14 protein-coding genes are annotated in these 16,552 nt (G+C 40.9%); 9 read left to right on the forward strand and 5 right to left on the reverse strand.

What is annotated here, in order from left to right; all coding sequences use genetic code 11:
- Positions 1-10: 10 nt before the first annotated feature.
- The 5 genes from OK025_RS13500 to OK025_RS26785 all read left to right on the forward strand — a co-directional run bounded on the left by OK025_RS13500 (position 11) and on the right by OK025_RS26785 (position 6,253).
- Entirely contained in the window at positions 11-658 is a 648-nt protein-coding gene (locus OK025_RS13500) for a 2'-5' RNA ligase family protein (protein ID WP_317664434.1), read from the forward strand.
- 84 nt (positions 659-742) lie between these two features.
- Positions 743-2,620, forward strand: coding sequence for an Nramp family divalent metal transporter (locus OK025_RS13505; RefSeq protein WP_317664436.1), 1,878 nt, complete (start codon positions 743-745; stop codon positions 2,618-2,620).
- Between the two features lie 120 nt (positions 2,621-2,740).
- On the forward strand, positions 2,741-4,651 hold the full coding sequence (locus tag OK025_RS13510) for an amidophosphoribosyltransferase (protein WP_317664437.1): 1,911 nt from the start codon (positions 2,741-2,743) through the stop codon (positions 4,649-4,651).
- A gap of 131 nt (positions 4,652-4,782) precedes the next feature.
- Entirely contained in the window at positions 4,783-6,045 is a 1,263-nt protein-coding gene (gene dctA, locus OK025_RS13515) for a C4-dicarboxylate transporter DctA (protein WP_317664438.1), read from the forward strand.
- Positions 6,046-6,142: 97 nt separating this feature from the next.
- On the forward strand, positions 6,143-6,253 hold the full coding sequence (locus tag OK025_RS26785; protein WP_083295844.1) for an IS3 family transposase: 111 nt from the start codon (positions 6,143-6,145) through the stop codon (positions 6,251-6,253).
- Positions 6,254-6,326: 73 nt separating this feature from the next.
- On the opposite strand, the gene lon is transcribed toward OK025_RS26785, so the two are convergent.
- Positions 6,327-8,804 carry an endopeptidase La gene (lon, locus tag OK025_RS13520; RefSeq protein WP_317664439.1) on the reverse strand — a complete coding sequence of 826 codons (2,478 nt, stop codon included), beginning with the start codon at positions 8,802-8,804 and terminating at the stop codon, positions 6,327-6,329.
- Positions 8,805-9,146: 342 nt separating this feature from the next.
- Here lon and OK025_RS13525 point away from each other — a divergent pair, with 342 nt between their 5' ends.
- The 3 genes from OK025_RS13525 (at position 9,147) to OK025_RS13535 (ending at position 10,664) form a co-directional block, all read left to right on the forward strand.
- Positions 9,147-9,803, forward strand: a complete 657-nt coding sequence (locus tag OK025_RS13525) for a tetratricopeptide repeat protein (RefSeq protein ID WP_309362354.1) — start codon at positions 9,147-9,149, stop codon at positions 9,801-9,803.
- Positions 9,804-9,855: 52 nt separating this feature from the next.
- Complete coding sequence (locus tag OK025_RS13530; protein WP_317664442.1) at positions 9,856-10,029, forward strand: hypothetical protein; 174 nt, start codon at positions 9,856-9,858, stop codon at positions 10,027-10,029.
- 80 nt (positions 10,030-10,109) lie between these two features.
- The gene (locus OK025_RS13535; RefSeq protein WP_317664444.1) at positions 10,110-10,664 is read left to right on the forward strand and encodes a ferritin; all 555 of its coding nucleotides are present in this window, start codon (positions 10,110-10,112) and stop codon (positions 10,662-10,664) included.
- A gap of 100 nt (positions 10,665-10,764) precedes the next feature.
- Here OK025_RS13535 and OK025_RS13540 read toward each other — a convergent pair whose 3' ends face one another.
- The 4 genes from OK025_RS13540 to gpmI form a co-directional block, all read right to left on the reverse strand.
- Entirely contained in the window at positions 10,765-13,059 is a 2,295-nt protein-coding gene (locus OK025_RS13540; RefSeq protein ID WP_317664446.1) for a TonB-dependent receptor, read from the reverse strand.
- Between the two features lie 161 nt (positions 13,060-13,220).
- Positions 13,221-13,535 carry a hypothetical protein gene (locus OK025_RS13545; protein ID WP_317664448.1) on the reverse strand — a complete coding sequence of 105 codons (315 nt, stop codon included), beginning with the start codon at positions 13,533-13,535 and terminating at the stop codon, positions 13,221-13,223.
- A 215-nt stretch (positions 13,536-13,750) separates the two neighbouring features.
- Complete coding sequence (locus OK025_RS13550; RefSeq protein ID WP_317664450.1) at positions 13,751-14,338, reverse strand: hypothetical protein; 588 nt, start codon at positions 14,336-14,338, stop codon at positions 13,751-13,753.
- Positions 14,319-15,851, reverse strand: coding sequence for a 2,3-bisphosphoglycerate-independent phosphoglycerate mutase (gene gpmI / locus OK025_RS13555; protein ID WP_317664452.1), 1,533 nt, complete (start codon positions 15,849-15,851; stop codon positions 14,319-14,321). The genes OK025_RS13550 and gpmI overlap by 20 nt, the downstream gene beginning before the upstream one ends.
- 173 nt (positions 15,852-16,024) lie before the next feature.
- Between gpmI and OK025_RS13560 the strand changes: the two genes are divergently transcribed.
- Positions 16,025-16,483: a DUF4783 domain-containing protein gene (locus tag OK025_RS13560; protein ID WP_317664454.1), complete on the forward strand. Its 459-nt coding sequence runs from the start codon at positions 16,025-16,027 to the stop codon at positions 16,481-16,483.
- Positions 16,484-16,552 lie beyond the last annotated feature (69 nt).

The raw sequence follows: 16,552 nt of genomic DNA on the forward strand, positions 1-16,552 counted from the left end.
TGTTATCTCCGTGGTATTTGTTATCTTACCTACTGATCGGAAACTGATTTTTGTTATGGAGGGTAGTGTCAATAAATATTCGTTTGTTTTTCAGCCTGATGAAGCTGGTATTGTCTTGGTAGATGGCTTGAAGCGGCGACTACGTGCATCGTTAGCCGAGCTGTTTCCGGACAAAAACAAAGGCTGGTACCCCAGTTGCAATTCCAAAGCCCATGTAACGATATGTGCTTTTGAAGCAGACGGGAGCAAACTGACAATGGCTATTGAGGCTTTGCAGGAGACTTTGGTCTATGAGCGGAGTCAGTATGTTTATTTCGATCATTTTTCATCATTTGCCGGTGGTGCTTTCTATATTGCGCCGACAGTACATGCCCGCAGTTATCTCAAGGATCGGGCGCGGAAGGTTGTTCAAACTTTATCGGAATTTGATTTGATCGAGATTAGCGACGAACCCCATATTTCGATTGGACGACATCTGGAGCCAGAACAGCTTGAAATTGCAAAAGAACAGTTGCGGTCTGTCGACCTGAGCTTTATGTGCAAGGGCGTTCATGTGCGGCAGTTTAAACCTGATTTAGGTCAATATGAGATCATCGATTTCATCCAATTTGGCAACCAATCGAAGGAAAATTCTGGCCAGCTGGCATTTAAATTCTAATAATATCGCGGTTTAATTGCCTAATAATGTAAAGCTTTTTATCTTTAAGGCTGACAATAGACGATATTGCACTTATAGTACTTTATGCATTACGACGAATCTCATCATAAATCCCTATCTGATATCCATGAAAGTGTAGATGTCAATCAAGGTAAATCCAAATTTAAGAAGATACTTAGTTTCTTTGGTCCAGCTTATCTCATTAGTGTGGGGTATATGGATCCAGGTAACTGGGCTACCGATCTTGCTGGAGGAAGCCAATTTGGCTATACCCTGATTTGGGTGCTGTTGATGAGTAATATCATGGCGCTAGTACTACAGAATCTATGTGCCCGTTTAGGTATTGTACGCGGTAAAGACCTTGCGCAGTGTAACAGGGAGACCTATCCTAAACGGATGAATTTTGTGCTCTATGTGCTTGCTGAAATTGCGATTGCGGCCTGTGACCTGGCGGAGGTTTTGGGGATGGCAATCGGTCTTAACCTCCTTTTCGGCATTGATCTGCTCTGGGGAGTAATGATCAGTTTTGCAGATACCTTCTTATTGCTCTATCTTCAGAAGCTGGGGATGCGGAAAATGGAACTTTTTATCATTGGACTGATCGCGCTTATCGGCATGTGTTTCATGGTAGAAATGTTTTTGGCTAAACCGGATTTTGCGGAGGTAGCCACTGGATTTATACCCAGTATCCCGAATAGTGCCGCATTATATATCGCTATAGGCATTATAGGTGCAACCGTCATGCCACATAATCTATATTTGCACTCGGCTCTTGTGCAGACGCGGAAGATTGACCGGAATGAGGTTTCGATCCGAAAATCGCTCAAGTATAACTTCTGGGATAGTGCCATTGCTTTGAACCTAGCCTTTTTGGTAAATGCCGCGATATTGATTCTTGCAGCCTCTGTTTTTCACAAAAACGGTATGCATGACGTTGCCGAACTTGAAGATGCTTATCACCTATTGGGTAATCTTCTTGGAACAGAATGGGCCTCAAAATTATTTGCTGTTGCCTTGATTCTTGCCGGACAGAGCTCAACGGTGACGGGAACCCTAGCCGGCCAGATCGTGATGGAGGGATACCTTCGATTGCGGATTAGTCCGACACTGCGAAGGATTATAACCCGACTTTTGGCGATTATCCCGGCTGTATTGGTGATACTTATTTCGGGTGAAGGTCGCGTTGGACAGCTGCTGATCTTTAGTCAGGTGATCTTGAGTATGCAGCTCGCTTTTGCCGTCATTCCGTTGATCCATTTTGTGAGCGATAAAGTCAAGATGGGTTCTTTTGCCATTAAACCGCTAACAAAAATTGCGGCCTGGATGATAGCGGCCATTATCGCTGTTCTGAATTTTAAATTGGTCTACGACGAAGTGGTCGGCTGGATTGGTGAAGCGGATAATATTGTGGTAACGGTATTATTGGTGATGGGCGCTGTGGGTTTGTTTGCCTTATTGATGATGACCGTATTATACCCCATTTTACTCAAATCGAAACCAACGGAGCTGGAGGTTCACCCACCATTTGAGGCATTGCATTTTGAACATAAGGGCTCTTTTAAGAAAGTTGTGGTTGCGTTGGATTTCTCAAATTCAGATCAGAAAGTAATCCAATATGCTTTACAGCTGTCGCATGACGACACGACCTTTGTCGTTGTACATATCGTCGAGAGTGCATCGGTGAAATATACCGGGGATTCGACGGATGATTACGAATCGCGTCAGGATTTGGAACGACTGAAATTGTATGCTGATTTTCTATTGTCGCAAGGACATCAAACTGAATATGAACTGGGATACAATAACCGGATCAAGAGTATTGCAGAAGTATGTGAAAAATACGGCGCCGATCTACTGGTTGTTGGAAGCCATGGGCACAGTGGTGTGAAGGATTTTGTTTTCGGTGAGACAGTTAACAAGCTGCGACATGCGGTGAAAGTCCCTGTTTTTATCGCCCAATAGGCCTTAAGGGGCTATTCAAAAGAGCCTCTGTCTATTCACTGTAATTTTATTGCTGAAAAAGTGAGCGGGGCGATCGCTAAGTGCTAAATAATTCTTATTTTTGCGACATCAAATCAAGATATGAGCGACGCTATTAAACACGAGTGCGGAATCGCACTAATTCGCCTGTTAAAACCCTTATCTTATTATCAGGAAAAATATGGTACGCCATTTTATGGCATCAACAAATTGTACCTATTAATGGAAAAACAGCATAACCGTGGACAAGACGGGGCTGGAATTGCAACCATTAAATTTGATGTAAAACCTGGAAATCGTTACATTTCGCGTTACAGAGCAATGGGCTCAACTGCTGTGGCAGACATATTCGAATATGTACAGAAAAAATTTGCTTCTGTTCAGAAAGCATTTCCGGAGGAGTCAAAAGATACGCAATGGTTAAAAGATAACGTAAGTTTTACGGGAGAAGTACTTTTAGGACATTTGCGCTATGGAACGCATGGAAAGAACAGTATCGAAAGCTGTCACCCATTTTTAAGACAAAACAATTGGATGTCTCGTAATTTGGTGGTAGCGGGTAACTTCAACATGACCAATGTGGACGAATTGTTGCAACAGTTATATGAGTTGGGACAACATCCAAAGGAAAAAGCGGACACCGTAACCGTTTTGGAAAAAATTGGCCATTTCTTAGATGATGAGAACCAAGATCTTTTCGATCAATTCAAAAAAGAAGGTCATTCTAATATTGAGATCAGCTCGCTGATTGCTAAAAATATTGATGTTACCAAAATATTGAAGCGTTCGGCCAAAACTTGGGATGGCGGTTATACCATCGCAGGTATCTTTGGTCATGGTGATGCTTTTGTTATGCGCGATCCAGCGGGTATCCGTCCGGCGTTTTATTATCAGGATGAGGAGATCCTGGTTGTAGCATCGGAAAGACCGGTCATCCAAACTGCATTCAATATTCCTATTGGTGCTGTGAAGGAAATTAAACCAGGCCATGCCCTGATCGCTAAAAAAGATGGTACAGTATCCCAAGAGATGTTTAGACAACCCGTAGAACAACGTTCTTGTTCTTTCGAGCGTATTTACTTCTCACGTGGATCAGATGCTGATATCTATCAAGAACGTAAAGAATTGGGCAGATTACTGGTGCCTCAGGTATTGGAATCTGTCAAAAATAATATCAAAAATACCGTATTCTCGTTTATTCCAAATACAGCTGAAGTATCATACTATGGCTTAATGGATGGTATCAATACCTATGTTCGGGATTTTCAAAAAGATACTTTATTGAATCGCTCAGAAAAAATTTCTGATGAAGAATTGGATGAGATCTTGAGTATTAAACCTCGTTTTGAAAAACTTAACGTGAAGGACGCTAAACTGCGCACGTTCATTACGCAGGATGCGGACCGTACAGATATGGTACAGCACGTATACGATACAACGTACGGTATTGTAAAGGATCACGAAGATACGATCGTTGCCATTGATGACTCGATTGTTCGGGGAACAACATTGAAACAAAGTATTTTAACGATCCTAGATCGTTTGAATCCGAAAAAAATCGTGATCGTTTCATCTGCGCCTCAGATCCGTTATCCAGATTGTTATGGTATCGATATGTCACGTATGGGTGAGTTTGTCGCTTTCGAAGCCGCTATTAATCTCCTAAAACAACGTGGTATGGCACATATTATCGATGAAGTTTATCAAAAATGTGTGGTATCAATGACCCAAGATGTCAATGATATCGATAATTATGTCAAAGCCATTTACGCGCCTTTTACTGATGAAGAGATTTCGGAAGAAATCGCTCGTATTGTAAGACCTCACCACCTGAAAGCAGAGTTTGAAGTAGTTTATCAAACTTTGGATAATTTACACAAAGCTTGTCCAGACCATAAAGGTGATTGGTATTTCTCCGGCGATTACCCAACACCTGGTGGAAACAAGGTTGTCAATAAAGCATATATGAACTGGATTGAAGGAAAGAATGTAAGAGCATATTTCAGCAGCTAAGTTCAAAATTATCATAGGAAGGGATGCAAAAATGCATCCCTTTTTTTTTATATTCGTACCGATTAATTTCAATATCCTAAACCAAAAACCGATTAAAGCAAAGGGAATTGCTGTCCGTAAATAAATCTATCATGAAGCACATTTTTAAGAGCCTCTATTTTCAAGTCATCGTGGGTATACTTGTAGGGATTATCTGTGGTATCTATTACCCAGACTTTGCTGTTAAGCTAAAACCACTAGGAGATGCTTTTATTAAACTGATCAAGATGGTTATTGCGCCATTGATTTTTAGCTCCATTGTGATCGGTATAGCGGGAATGCAGGATACGAAAAAAGTGGGGAAAATCGGTTTAACCTCCATTATCTATTTCGAGATCATGACAACGATTGCCCTGATTATCGGTTTGGTCTTTGTTAATTGGATACAACCGGGGACCGGAATGAACGCCGATCCCGCTAGTCTTGATGTATCTTCGGTATCCCATTATATTTCAGAATCCAAAGAGCCACATGGTTTTATGGATTTTATCATCGGGATTATTCCAGGTAATGTGATTGCTGCGGTGGCGTCGGACAACATGTTGCAGGTACTCGTTTTTGCGGTGCTATTTGGGATCGGTATGACAAAAATAGGACAGAAAGCATCTGAGCCTGTGCTCCATGTATTGCAATCTTTTCTGAAGGTTCTCTTCTCCATTATCAAAATGATCATGTATCTGGCTCCAATCGGGGCAATGGGAGCAATGGGTTTTACGATCGGTAAGTTTGGAATCCAGGCCTTATCTAAACTCGGTATGCTGATGTTGAGCTTCTACCTGACCTGTATTATCTTCGTGATCATTGTGATTGGGGCGGTATTGTATTTTTATCTCAAGGTGAACGTTTTTAAGTTTTTAAAATATATCAAAGAAGAGATTTTAATCGTTTTGGGGACCTCCTCTTCTGAGTCGGCTTTGCCGGGCATTATGCAGAAGATGGAAGATGCGGGCTGTGCCAAGCCTGTTGTGGGCTTAGTTATCCCCACGGGTTATTCTTTCAATCTCGATGGGACAAGTATCTATCTGACTATGGCGGCGGTCTTTATTTCGCAGGCCCTCAATATGCATCTCAGCCTGGAGCAGGAAATTACCTTATTGCTGGTATTGCTATTGACCTCCAAAGGGGCTGCGGGCGTAACAGGGAGTGGTTTCGTTACCCTTGCCGCGACTTTGCCTGTAGTTGGCCATGTTCCGGTAGAATCTGTCGCTTTGATCTTTGGTGTGGATCGTTTTATGAGTGAAGCAAGAGCGATAACCAATTTGATCGGAAATTCAGCGGCAACGCTGGTGATTTCAAAATATGAAGATAGTCTGGACGAGGAGCTCCTACATGAAAAGTTAGGTTCTAAACGATGATTTCCACAATCAAAAGCTATGATAAAGGAAGCTTGGCTCCAACAAAGAATTGTTTGGAAATCAGCTCAAACTGTTCAAGAATAGCTGATCAGGTTTTGTGAGCGAAATAGAAGATTATATCTCCTATTACAATAATCAACGGATAAAACTAAATTTAAATGGAATGAGCCCGACAGAATATCGAGCTCATTATTACAAATCTAATTAACTAAATTTGTCCAATCTTTTGTGGGCAGTCCATTTGGACAACCCCTTTCTATTCAAAACCTTTCGGGTATCTATTAATTCTCTTTTTTGGTATTTTCTATATCTTGAGCCAGATCGATGGCACCAGTTACTTTTTCTTCCAATAGCGCGAGTTTGATCACCTGCGACATTTCAGTCACATAGTGGAATTGCATGTCTTTGATATAATCTTCCTTGATTTCCAAGATGTCTTTTTCATTGGATTTACAAAGGATAATATCTTTGATGTTCGCACGTTTTGCGGCAAGGATTTTCTCCTTAATACCGCCAACAGGCAATACTTTTCCACGTAAAGTAATTTCACCTGTCATGGCTAATTTTTCCTTCACTTTACGTTGGGTAAATAGCGATGTCAGTGCGGTAAGCATTGTTATGCCAGCTGAGGGACCATCTTTTGGAATGGCGCCCGCAGGAACGTGAATATGGATATCCCAATGGTCAAAAACGCGATAGTTAATGCCGAAATCCGAAGCGTGGGCTTTCAGGTAGGCTAGTGCAATCGACGCAGATTCTTTCATGACATCACCCAAATTACCTGTCAGGCTCAAACGTCCTTTTCCGGGGCTCAGCGAAGATTCTATAAATAAGATATCGCCACCTACGGAAGTCCAGGCCAGACCCGTTACAACACCGGCAACATTGTTATTTTCGTAGATGTCCTTATCAAATATTGGAGCACCCAGGATATCGAGCAAATCCTGTTCGTTGATACTCGGACTATAATCCTTTTCCATGACAATGCGTGTTGCAATACCACGTACCACGGAGCCGATCTTTTTTTCTAATCCGCGGACACCAGATTCACGTGTGTAATCCTCGATAATCTGTTCGATGATCTTAGCTTTTAACGACACATCTTTGGCTGCCATTCCATGCATTTCGCGTTGTTTTGGCAAAAGGTGCTTTTTCGCGATTTCGATTTTCTCTTCGATGGTATAACCATTCACTTCGATAATTTCCATCCGATCCAATAACGCAGGTTGAATAGAACTCAAGGAATTGGCGGTCGCAATAAACATTACTTTGGAAAGGTCAAACTCCATTTCGACATAATGATCATAGAAATGTGTGTTTTGTTCCGGATCCAATACTTCCAATAAGGCCGACGAAGGATCTCCTTTGAAGTCCGCGCTCATTTTATCGATTTCGTCCAAAATAAAAACCGGATTTGCTGCTCCTGCTTTTTTCAGTGACTGTATGATGCGGCCCGGCATTGCGCCGATATAAGTTTTACGGTGTCCTCTGATTTCTGCTTCATCGCGTACACCACCCAAGGCCATACGGGTATATTTACGCCCCAATGCTTTGGCAATAGATCTTCCCAAAGAGGTTTTACCGACTCCCGGAGGGCCTACTAAACAAAGAATAGGTGCTTTCATATCATTTTTTAATTTCAATACCGCAAGATATTCAATGATACGTTTTTTTACTTTCTCAAGCCCATAATGATCTTTATCGAGCACTTTTTGTGCTTTGTTTAAATCAAAATTGTCTTTTGTTGTTTCATTCCAGGGTAGATCAAGTAGTAGCTCAAGGTAATTGAGTTGTACAGAATAATCTGCAGCGGCAGGATTGATACGCGATAGCTTTTCGAGTTCTTTTGTGAAATGTTTTTCAACATCAACATTCCATTTCTTTTTCTTACCCCGTTTTTTAAGCTCTTCCAGCTCAAGATCGGGCGTGTTTCCACCCAGCTCTTCCTGAATTGTTTTAAGCTGTTGGTTCAAGAAATAATCACGTTGTTGCTTGTCAAGGTCGACGCGTACTTTATTCTGGATCTGGTGTTTTAGTTCCAGCATCTGGATTTCTGTCGTCAACAGCTCCAATAAAAGTTTGGCACGATTCTCTACTTTAGGTATTTGAAGCAGCTCCTGTTTCTTTGTCATTTCGACATTGATATTCGACGAAATAAAGTTGATCAGAAAAGAAGGGCTTTCAATATTTTTGATAGCGATACCAGCTTCACTAGGTAAGTTTGGCGACAGTTGGATGATCTGCAGCGCCATTTCTTTTAAAGTGGAAATGGTCGCTTTGAAGTGCTTGGTCATCTTCGGCTTTGCCTCGTTGAATTTCTCCACACGTGCCTTTAAATAAGGCTCGGTTTCCACAATCTCCAACAAGTTGAACCGCTGTTTTCCCTGGATGATGACGGTGGTATTACCATCCGGCATTTGGAGCACTTTAATGATATGAGCTACCGTGCCCACTTTATTTAGTTCTTCAAATCCTGGGTCCTCTACTGTCATATCCTTTTGAGAGACAACACCGATAGTCTTACTGCCTTTATAGGCCTCTTTGACCAATTTGATGGACTTATCTCGACCTACGGTAATCGGAATGACAACACCGGGGAATAATACGGTATTACGTAAAGGCAAAATAGACAATGCTTCTGGAATTTCAGCATTCGCCATATTATCTTCATCCTCTTGTGTAAGTAGGGGGAAGAATTCGGTATCCTCTGCAACGATTGGAATTGCTTGACTGAAATCAAAAGTTTCGAATTTGCTCATAGTATTTATTTTGTGTATTTGGCAGTCGCTGACATGTTGACGGCTGACTTTCAAATTTTAAGCTTCTATTGTTGTTTCCCCTATATTGCAAGGGAAGTGCCAATTGCTAAAAGTGAGCAAAATTACAAATCTATTTTCTAGAATAGGAAAAAAAGGCAGGTTAAATAAAATTTATCTGCCATTTGTTGGAGAAATAGGCATAATAATTGTAATATTGGAATGTGAAAGGGCGCCGATGGCAGTTTTTAAGTTTAAAGAAATCAATCGGATGCTTTTTTACAGATGTAGAAACGATCACAAGTGATCATTAAAGAGTGAATATAAAAACGTAACTATTTAGATATGAATTTAAAATCATTTAAATTGGGTTTGTTTACTGGGGTTTTTGCTTTAGTTGCTTTTAGCGCGAATGCACAACAACCAAAACAGGCTGAGCATAGCAACGCTAATGTGAGAATGGGGCAGAAAGCTCTTTTGGATGGTGATTTCAAGAATGCAGAGTCATACTTGACTAAAGCCCTCCCTCAGGAAGGGAAAGATCCGGACGTATTATATATGTTGGGATATTCTCAATTTCAAAATGGTGACTATAAAAAATCAGCTGAAACTTTTGGAAAAGTAGTTGCATTAAACGGGAAAAATGCCAATGCGCTATACTTCAAAGCGAAAGCAACAAACAATCTGGCTGTTCAATCAACGAACAAAACATCTGTTGCGAATAAAGAACAGTTGTTGAAAGTAGCTATTGAAGATTATTCAAAAGCAATTGCCATTACGCCTACCGATTCGAAATTCTATCAAAATAGAGCGATCGCTAATCGTGATTTAGGTATCTTGATCGGAACAGAGGGTACCCCTAACTACAATAAGGCAATGGCAACTGACGCTTATAACAATGCAATCAAGGATTACGAAAAAGTGTTGAGCTTTGATGCATCGAAAAAAGATATCCAAACAGAAATCAAAAAAGCGAAAGTATATAGAGATAACTTGAAATAGTATCGCTATAAAAGCATAGAAAAAGGGAATACCATTGGTATTCCCTTTTTCTATGCTTATTAATTTTCTACCTATTGATTTTGTGCCTATTGATTTTGTACCTATTGATTTTGTACCTGTTGATTTTGTGCCTGTTGATTTTGTGCCGGTTGAAATGTACTTGTTGGAATGTAACGGTCGGAATATGCCTGTCACAAATGAGATCCACTTTCATTTCGAGGGGTGAGTTTTGACAGTTTTTACTTTGATAAATTTCAAACGAATTAGGCACTGAAACTGTTCTTTTCCTAAATCAAAATGAATATTATGGAAACGAATCGATTGTCAAAGGAAATGCAGGAAATTTTAATCAGTCAGATGACAAAAGAGGCTGAGGCTGCACAGATTTATTTGGCGTTGGGGGTATGGGCAGATGATCAGGGTTATGGCGGAATCGCCAATTTTCTGTATAGACATGCCCAAGAAGAGCGAAATCACATGACTAAAATTATGGGTTATATTCTGGAAAGAGGTGGCCGCCCCAGAATACAGGCTATTGCAGCGCCGCCCGCGGATCCGCAATCGCTGACCGAATGCTTTAATCGCGTTTTTAAACACGAAGTCGATAATACCGAAGCGATCTATAACATTGTCAATTTAGCGATGGCCCAGAAGGACTGGGCAACATGGAACTTTGCACAGTGGTTTGTCAAGGAGCAGATCGAGGAAGAGAAGTTAGCATTGGAATTGATTGATAAACTGAAAATCGCTGGTGGTGACCGAGCTTCAGATGAATCCTTGTTTGCGTTGGATTCCTCCTTGGAAGCCATGCCCGATGAAGTGGCCTTGGCAAGGGAAGCAACAGCAGATGACCCCAAATAAGTATAAAATAGAAAAGCGGGATATTGAAGATCCCGCTTTTCTATTTTTATTATGGACTAATTCTTAATCCGTTTCACGATCATTTATTATCACGATTAATTTACTTTATACGCAATGGTAGATACACCCCGAAGGTGATGTTCCGCCCCATATTGTAGACACCAAAGCTCGTGTCTTCCTGTGAAAGACGTCCTGGGCGCAATCGGCTCAATGCATCATAATAACGTTTGTTGGTCAAGTTTGAAGCTGCTGCAAATACTTTGAGCTGTTGCGATCCGAGATGTAATGTCGTCCCGATTCCTGCATTCAATAAAGTGTAGGAGTCCGCTGGAGTCTCGAACGTTTCATCAATGCGGTTCTGTTTGAAATAATTGTCCAGCCCCACAGAAACGTAGAAAGCGTTCAGGCCGCTAATCTTGGGCTCAAGACGCAGTGTATTGTGTACAACACCTGCTGGAATCAATGCCAAGGGTCTGCTAAAGGTATTGTTCTGTGCATGGGTATAGCTAAATGTATTATCCAGGTGTATCCAGTTCAACAGGTGAAAATTCAGGCTTCCTTCGACACCGTAAAGATTGGCATTGACCTGGCCATAGCGATATACGTCGTAGGTATGCGCATCGCCATCTTCGCCCACCACGGTTTTCGTGTCGCCTTTTGTTGTTGAGGCATAAATAAAATTGTGGATATAGTTTTCATAGATTCCGATACTTCCAGTAACGATGCTATGTCCAAACTCGAGCGTTGCATCCGCTTGGTAGCTTCGTTCAGGTTTCAGATGTTCATTTCCCACTTCATAGCGGTACGTTCCTTCGTGTACCCCATTGGAACCTAATTCTGCCGGATTAGGTGCTCTAAAAGCCGAACCGGCATTTGCTTTGAAATTGAGGTCTTCGCTGAAAATATGGGTATATCCAAGCGCTCCGCTAACATTGCTGAAACTATTTTTAAAACCAGCGAACTGTTCTTCGTCTTCAATAAAGAGTTGTTTGCCTTTGTTGTTGACATAGTCATAGCGTAATCCAACGTTAAAAGTATTTTCGCCCCAGGTTTTCTTTGCATAGCCAAAAGCGCCCAATTCCAACTGATCATAGGCCGGAATTAAGAATTCAACACCTTTATTCAAACTGTGTTCCTGGCTAGCACTAATACCAAATACATGTTGCCAGCCATTTTTTTCACTCAACGAATATTTTGCGTCAAGTGAATATGTATTCAGGTCAAAGAATAGGGAAGGTGTCGCTTCTTCAAGCTCCCGACGTTGATTTTTTTGATAGCCCAGATCAAGTTTTAAACTACCGGAACCGATGATAAAGTTATTGTTGAGGGCCAGTTTGTAATGGCGGATGTCCTGCTTGGGGAAATCTAAGGTCCGGCTTTTTGAGTTTATGTAAAGCGGGTCACCAGGTTCGGCATCGTAAAAGCCGATATTATTTTTTAGGTACGAAAAATTCAGATGAGAGTAGCCCCATTGCTTGTTTAGCCCGAGCATACCGCTGAAATTACTGGTATTAAAACCACTATTGCCATATCGGCCTGCCGGCGTATTATAAGAATAGGCATTTTGATAAGAACCACGCCCACGCCATACGAAACCATTTTCATTACCGGTAAGCATAACCGAACTATTGGTTAGTCCGTTGTTGGTGGAGTAGCTGCTCAATACTTCACCTTTAATTTGCCCAGCTGTAGGAACATTTGGTTCAAGCACATTGATTACACCGCCAATAGCATCAGATCCATACATCAAAGAGGCTGCACCACGCAGGACCTCCACACGATCCGGTTGATTTTGGTCGATTTCAATACCATGTTCGTCACCCCATTGCTGTCCCATCTGTTTGACACCATCGCTCACCGTGACGACACGGTTATAACCAAGGCCCCGTATAACGGGTTTTGAAATGCCTTGTCCTGTTGTGATCTGGCTTAGTCCGGGAACTTGTCGGGCCAGCGCGTCAATAAGATTTGTTGCATTTCCCTGTAGTTCATCTTTGGAGATTACAGCAACCGAGGTACTGTTGCGACGGCTCTGCGAAGTGACCAGTGTACCTGTAACGACGACTTCATTGGTTTCAATAATACTTTCGGTTAGGGCGAAATCAAGGGAAAGATTTTCCGAAGTTAGATCGACGGCCTTGACAACGGACTGATAACCCAAGAAACGGACCTCAACCAAGTAGCGTCCACTTGAAGGAAGTGATTTGAAGCTATAATGACCCTGTTGGTCAGATGCGGTGCTCGAACGCAGTTGTTGCAGTGATATCGTAGCACCAGCAATGGGAAGATTTGTTTTGGCGTCCGTTACTTTACCGCTAATTGTTGCGGCAAGGGCCGGAAATATGGAGAAATAGGAGACAAGCATAAAAATGCAGCCTATAATTTTAAGTTTCATCTGTACGAATAATTTTTACGTATATAACATCGAGGAAAACAGCAGTCCAATAACTCATCGTATGAATTCTTGAGATTGTGGAGTTCCAAAAACTTTTATGAAGTCGTTTGTCGCAATAATGAGAAGAGTATATGAATAACATTATTGGACTTATGTAAAAACTAACAGATGGGGGGACCACGATTGCCAGAAAGCAGTGATCGAATAATTTGATCTCCCGTGATAAACAGGCCAAATTCGACCTGGCGTGTCGGGAGTATTAATTCGCTTAGCGTAAAATGAAAAACAATTTGTGGATGTGAATTTTGATCACAGATGGAACACTTCGGATGGTCTGCATGGTGTTTTTTTGCAGGACTGTCTACGATACTGAGTGCAGTTTGTGGATGCGCATGGGTATACACAATGAACTGACCAATTAAGAAGGTCATTAAGAGCATTAATGCTGCGAATTTGTTCAAGGAGATATCTTTCACGCTGAAATCACTACGTTTAAACCCATTTATCCGTTGAGTTATTGTGTTAATCTGGTCAAAGATAAGGAAAATAAAATATAAAGCAATTGTGTTGCATTTATTATTGTTGTGACATTGTATAAATGTCCGCTTAAAAGATAAACTGAATTTACGAAAAAGCCCTCAAAAATGGATGCTATTCTTGAGGGCGCTGTGTATGGTACTGATCAGGCGGTCTATTTTTTGGAAGGAATAAACTTGCCTTCAATTTCGTATTGATTGGCATCCAAACCTTGGACATCCTGCAGTTTGACAATTCGATACAGCGAGTCGCTGTAATAGTCTAATTTTTCTTGACTATCGTATAAGGTATTTGTTATCTTTTTATCGATATGGATGTGTTTTACCTTTTCGTTTTTGTCAAACTCGATGCGCAGTTTCTGTATCTGCAGTTCTTTCTTTTTAGCTGTAAATTCTGTTACACAGTCTACAGCTTTGACTTCATACAGTGATGGATCGAAGTTTTTGCTGATATCGGCAGCTTGAAAAGCGGAGAGTTCATTTTTCCAGCTGCCAATTTTTAGTTCGCGTTGCTCTTTCTCACCGTCTTTGCTGACAGATTTCAGAACTGCGGGATTGAGCTGCTGCAAGCGATTGACTTCGGCATTAAAAAACGAATCGACAGAAAATATAGCTGTAGATTTTTGTGTTTTTTTTGTTGCGGATGGCGATCCACAGCTCCAAAAAAGCAGAGCACTGCCCGTAAGAAGGGAAAGTGCTCTGCTGCTATTTTTAAGTAAATTATTATTCTGATACCAATACATTTCCTGTCATTTCAACGGGGATATTGACGCCTAAAAGCTGTAAGACGGTCGGGGCAATATCACCTAATTTACCATCTGCTATTTTCTTATACTGATCGTCAATTAAGATACACGGAACCAAATTGGTGGTGTGTGCCGTATTTGGCGATCCATCTTCATTGACCATAAACTCGGAGTTACCGTGATCGGCCAAAATAATAAAGGAATAACCATTTTTAAGGCCTGTTTCAACAACCGTTTTTGTACATTGATCAACAGTTTCTACTGCTTTTATGACAGCTTCAAAAACACCGGTGTGACCTACCATGTCTGGGTTTGCAAAATTCAGACAGATAAAATCTGGTTGAAGGGTCTCCATGTCGTTGACGATAGCTTCTGTAATTCCTTTAGCAGACATCTCTGGTTGAAGATCGTAAGTCGCTACTTTTGGTGATGGAACTAGCAAGCGGTTTTCACCTTCAAACTGTTGTTCACGACCTCCTGAAAAGAAAAATGTCACGTGCGGATATTTCTCTGTTTCGGCAATACGCGTTTGTGTTTTATGGTTTGCTTCCAACACTTCACCCAAGGTATTGGTCAAGTTATCTTTTTGGAATACCACTCTGACATTTTGGAATGTTTCATCGTAAGATGTCATTGTCACATAATATAGATCTAATGGTTGTAGATCATATTCTGGAAATGCCTTTTGTGTCAACGCAATTGTAATCTCGCGGCCACGATCTGTTCTGAAGTTGTAACAGAATACAACATCACCTTCTTGGATTGTTGCCACTGGCGCACCATTTGCATCTACCAATGCAATTGGTTTCACAAATTCATCGGTTACACCTTCGTCGTATGATTTTTGGATCGATGCAACAAGGTCATTGGATTTTTCACCTTCCGCTTTGACTAAAAGATCGTATGCTAATTTTACGCGTTCCCATCTGTTGTCGCGGTCCATTGCATAATATCGACCGATTGCAGAGGCAAAAGTACCTGTTGTCGTCTTTAAATAGTCTTGTAAGTCTTTAACATAACCAATGCCGGAGTTTGGATCCGTATCACGGCCATCTAAAAAGGCATGTATAAAAACTTGGTTGCTTGTCAAGCCGGCCTGTTTTGCAGCATCACATAAGCCTTTTAAGTGCTTAGTATGTGCGTGTACACCACCATCGGAAAGTAATCCGATAAAGTGTACCTTTTTGTTATTTTCTAAAGCATATTTAAATGCATCTTGAATGATCGGATCCGAATTGAATACACCGTCGTTGACAGCCTTGTGAATACGACCCAATTCTTGGTAGACGATTCTTCCGGCACCAAGATTCATGTGACCAACCTCCGAATTACCCATCTGTCCAGCAGGTAAGCCTACAGCTTCACCCGAAGCCTCTAAGCTTGAATTGGGATAAGCCTCTAATAAATGATCTAAAAATGGGGTGTTTGCAGCTTCAACTGCATTTGATTTATCATGTTTTCCATATCCTAGTCCGTCTAGGATCATGAGTGCAACTTTTTTCTTATTCATCGTATAACAAAGATAATCTTAATTTTAGAATCTATCAACGCATCTTAAAAAGTTCCCTTGTTAATCCCTAATAATTTTATAGGTTTGTGGCATAATTTATGTTTGGTTAAAAAGCAGAACTACCTAATGATTGATATGGATGATAGAAGCTGTTCTATAATATGTTGAGCTATATGAAATTTTTAAGCTATTGCGCATTTATACTTATTAATAGTCTTTTTGTACACACTGCGGCCTTCGGGCATTATTTGAAAGAAGTAAATACAGGGGTAAAGGTAGCTTTGCCAGGTGATGATGATTCTTTAGGAAGTATTTCGGAGGAACTGAAATCGTATTTGAAAGAAGGTAATGCAAAAAATATGGCCAAGTATTTCGGTTCTAACTTAACCTTATCAATTTTGGGAGAGAATGGTGTTTATACAAAATACCAATCGGAAATTATGTTGGCGGCATTTTTTAATCAGCATAAACCCAAGACTGTTAAATTGACCCAAGCCAGCAATGCGAACAATGGCTATCAATATTTTACATTTTCATTAGCCACAGAACAAGCCAACTATCGTGTCTTTATAAAGATAGGTGTAGGAAATAATAACCATTCTGTTGAAGAGCTAAGAATCGACAAAAATTAAAGCTAGCGATGCTTTTTTTATAAATCTATTTTTCGATTAAAAAATTATTCCACATCTTAGCCCAATAAA

This window comes from Sphingobacterium sp. UGAL515B_05 (assembly GCF_033097525.1).
In the GTDB taxonomy this organism is placed as follows: Bacteria; Bacteroidota; Bacteroidia; order Sphingobacteriales; family Sphingobacteriaceae; genus Sphingobacterium.

Coding starts and splice junctions, on each gene's coding strand:
- OK025_RS13505 (WP_317664436.1), top strand. CDS start 743: ATGCATTACGACGAATCTCATCATAAATCCCTATCTGATATCCATGAA.
- OK025_RS13510 (WP_317664437.1), top strand. CDS start 2,741: ATGAGCGACGCTATTAAACACGAGTGCGGAATCGCACTAATTCGCCTG.
- dctA (WP_317664438.1), top strand. CDS start 4,783: ATGAAGCACATTTTTAAGAGCCTCTATTTTCAAGTCATCGTGGGTATA.
- lon (WP_317664439.1), bottom strand. CDS start 8,804: ATGAGCAAATTCGAAACTTTTGATTTCAGTCAAGCAATTCCAATCGTT.
- OK025_RS13525 (WP_309362354.1), top strand. CDS start 9,147: ATGAATTTAAAATCATTTAAATTGGGTTTGTTTACTGGGGTTTTTGCT.
- OK025_RS13530 (WP_317664442.1), top strand. CDS start 9,856: ATGCTTATTAATTTTCTACCTATTGATTTTGTGCCTATTGATTTTGTA.
- OK025_RS13535 (WP_317664444.1), top strand. CDS start 10,110: ATGGAAACGAATCGATTGTCAAAGGAAATGCAGGAAATTTTAATCAGT.
- OK025_RS13540 (WP_317664446.1), bottom strand. CDS start 13,059: ATGAAACTTAAAATTATAGGCTGCATTTTTATGCTTGTCTCCTATTTC.
- OK025_RS13550 (WP_317664450.1), bottom strand. CDS start 14,338: ATGTATTGGTATCAGAATAATAATTTACTTAAAAATAGCAGCAGAGCA.
- gpmI (WP_317664452.1), bottom strand. CDS start 15,851: ATGAATAAGAAAAAAGTTGCACTCATGATCCTAGACGGACTAGGATAT.
- OK025_RS13560 (WP_317664454.1), top strand. CDS start 16,025: ATGAAATTTTTAAGCTATTGCGCATTTATACTTATTAATAGTCTTTTT.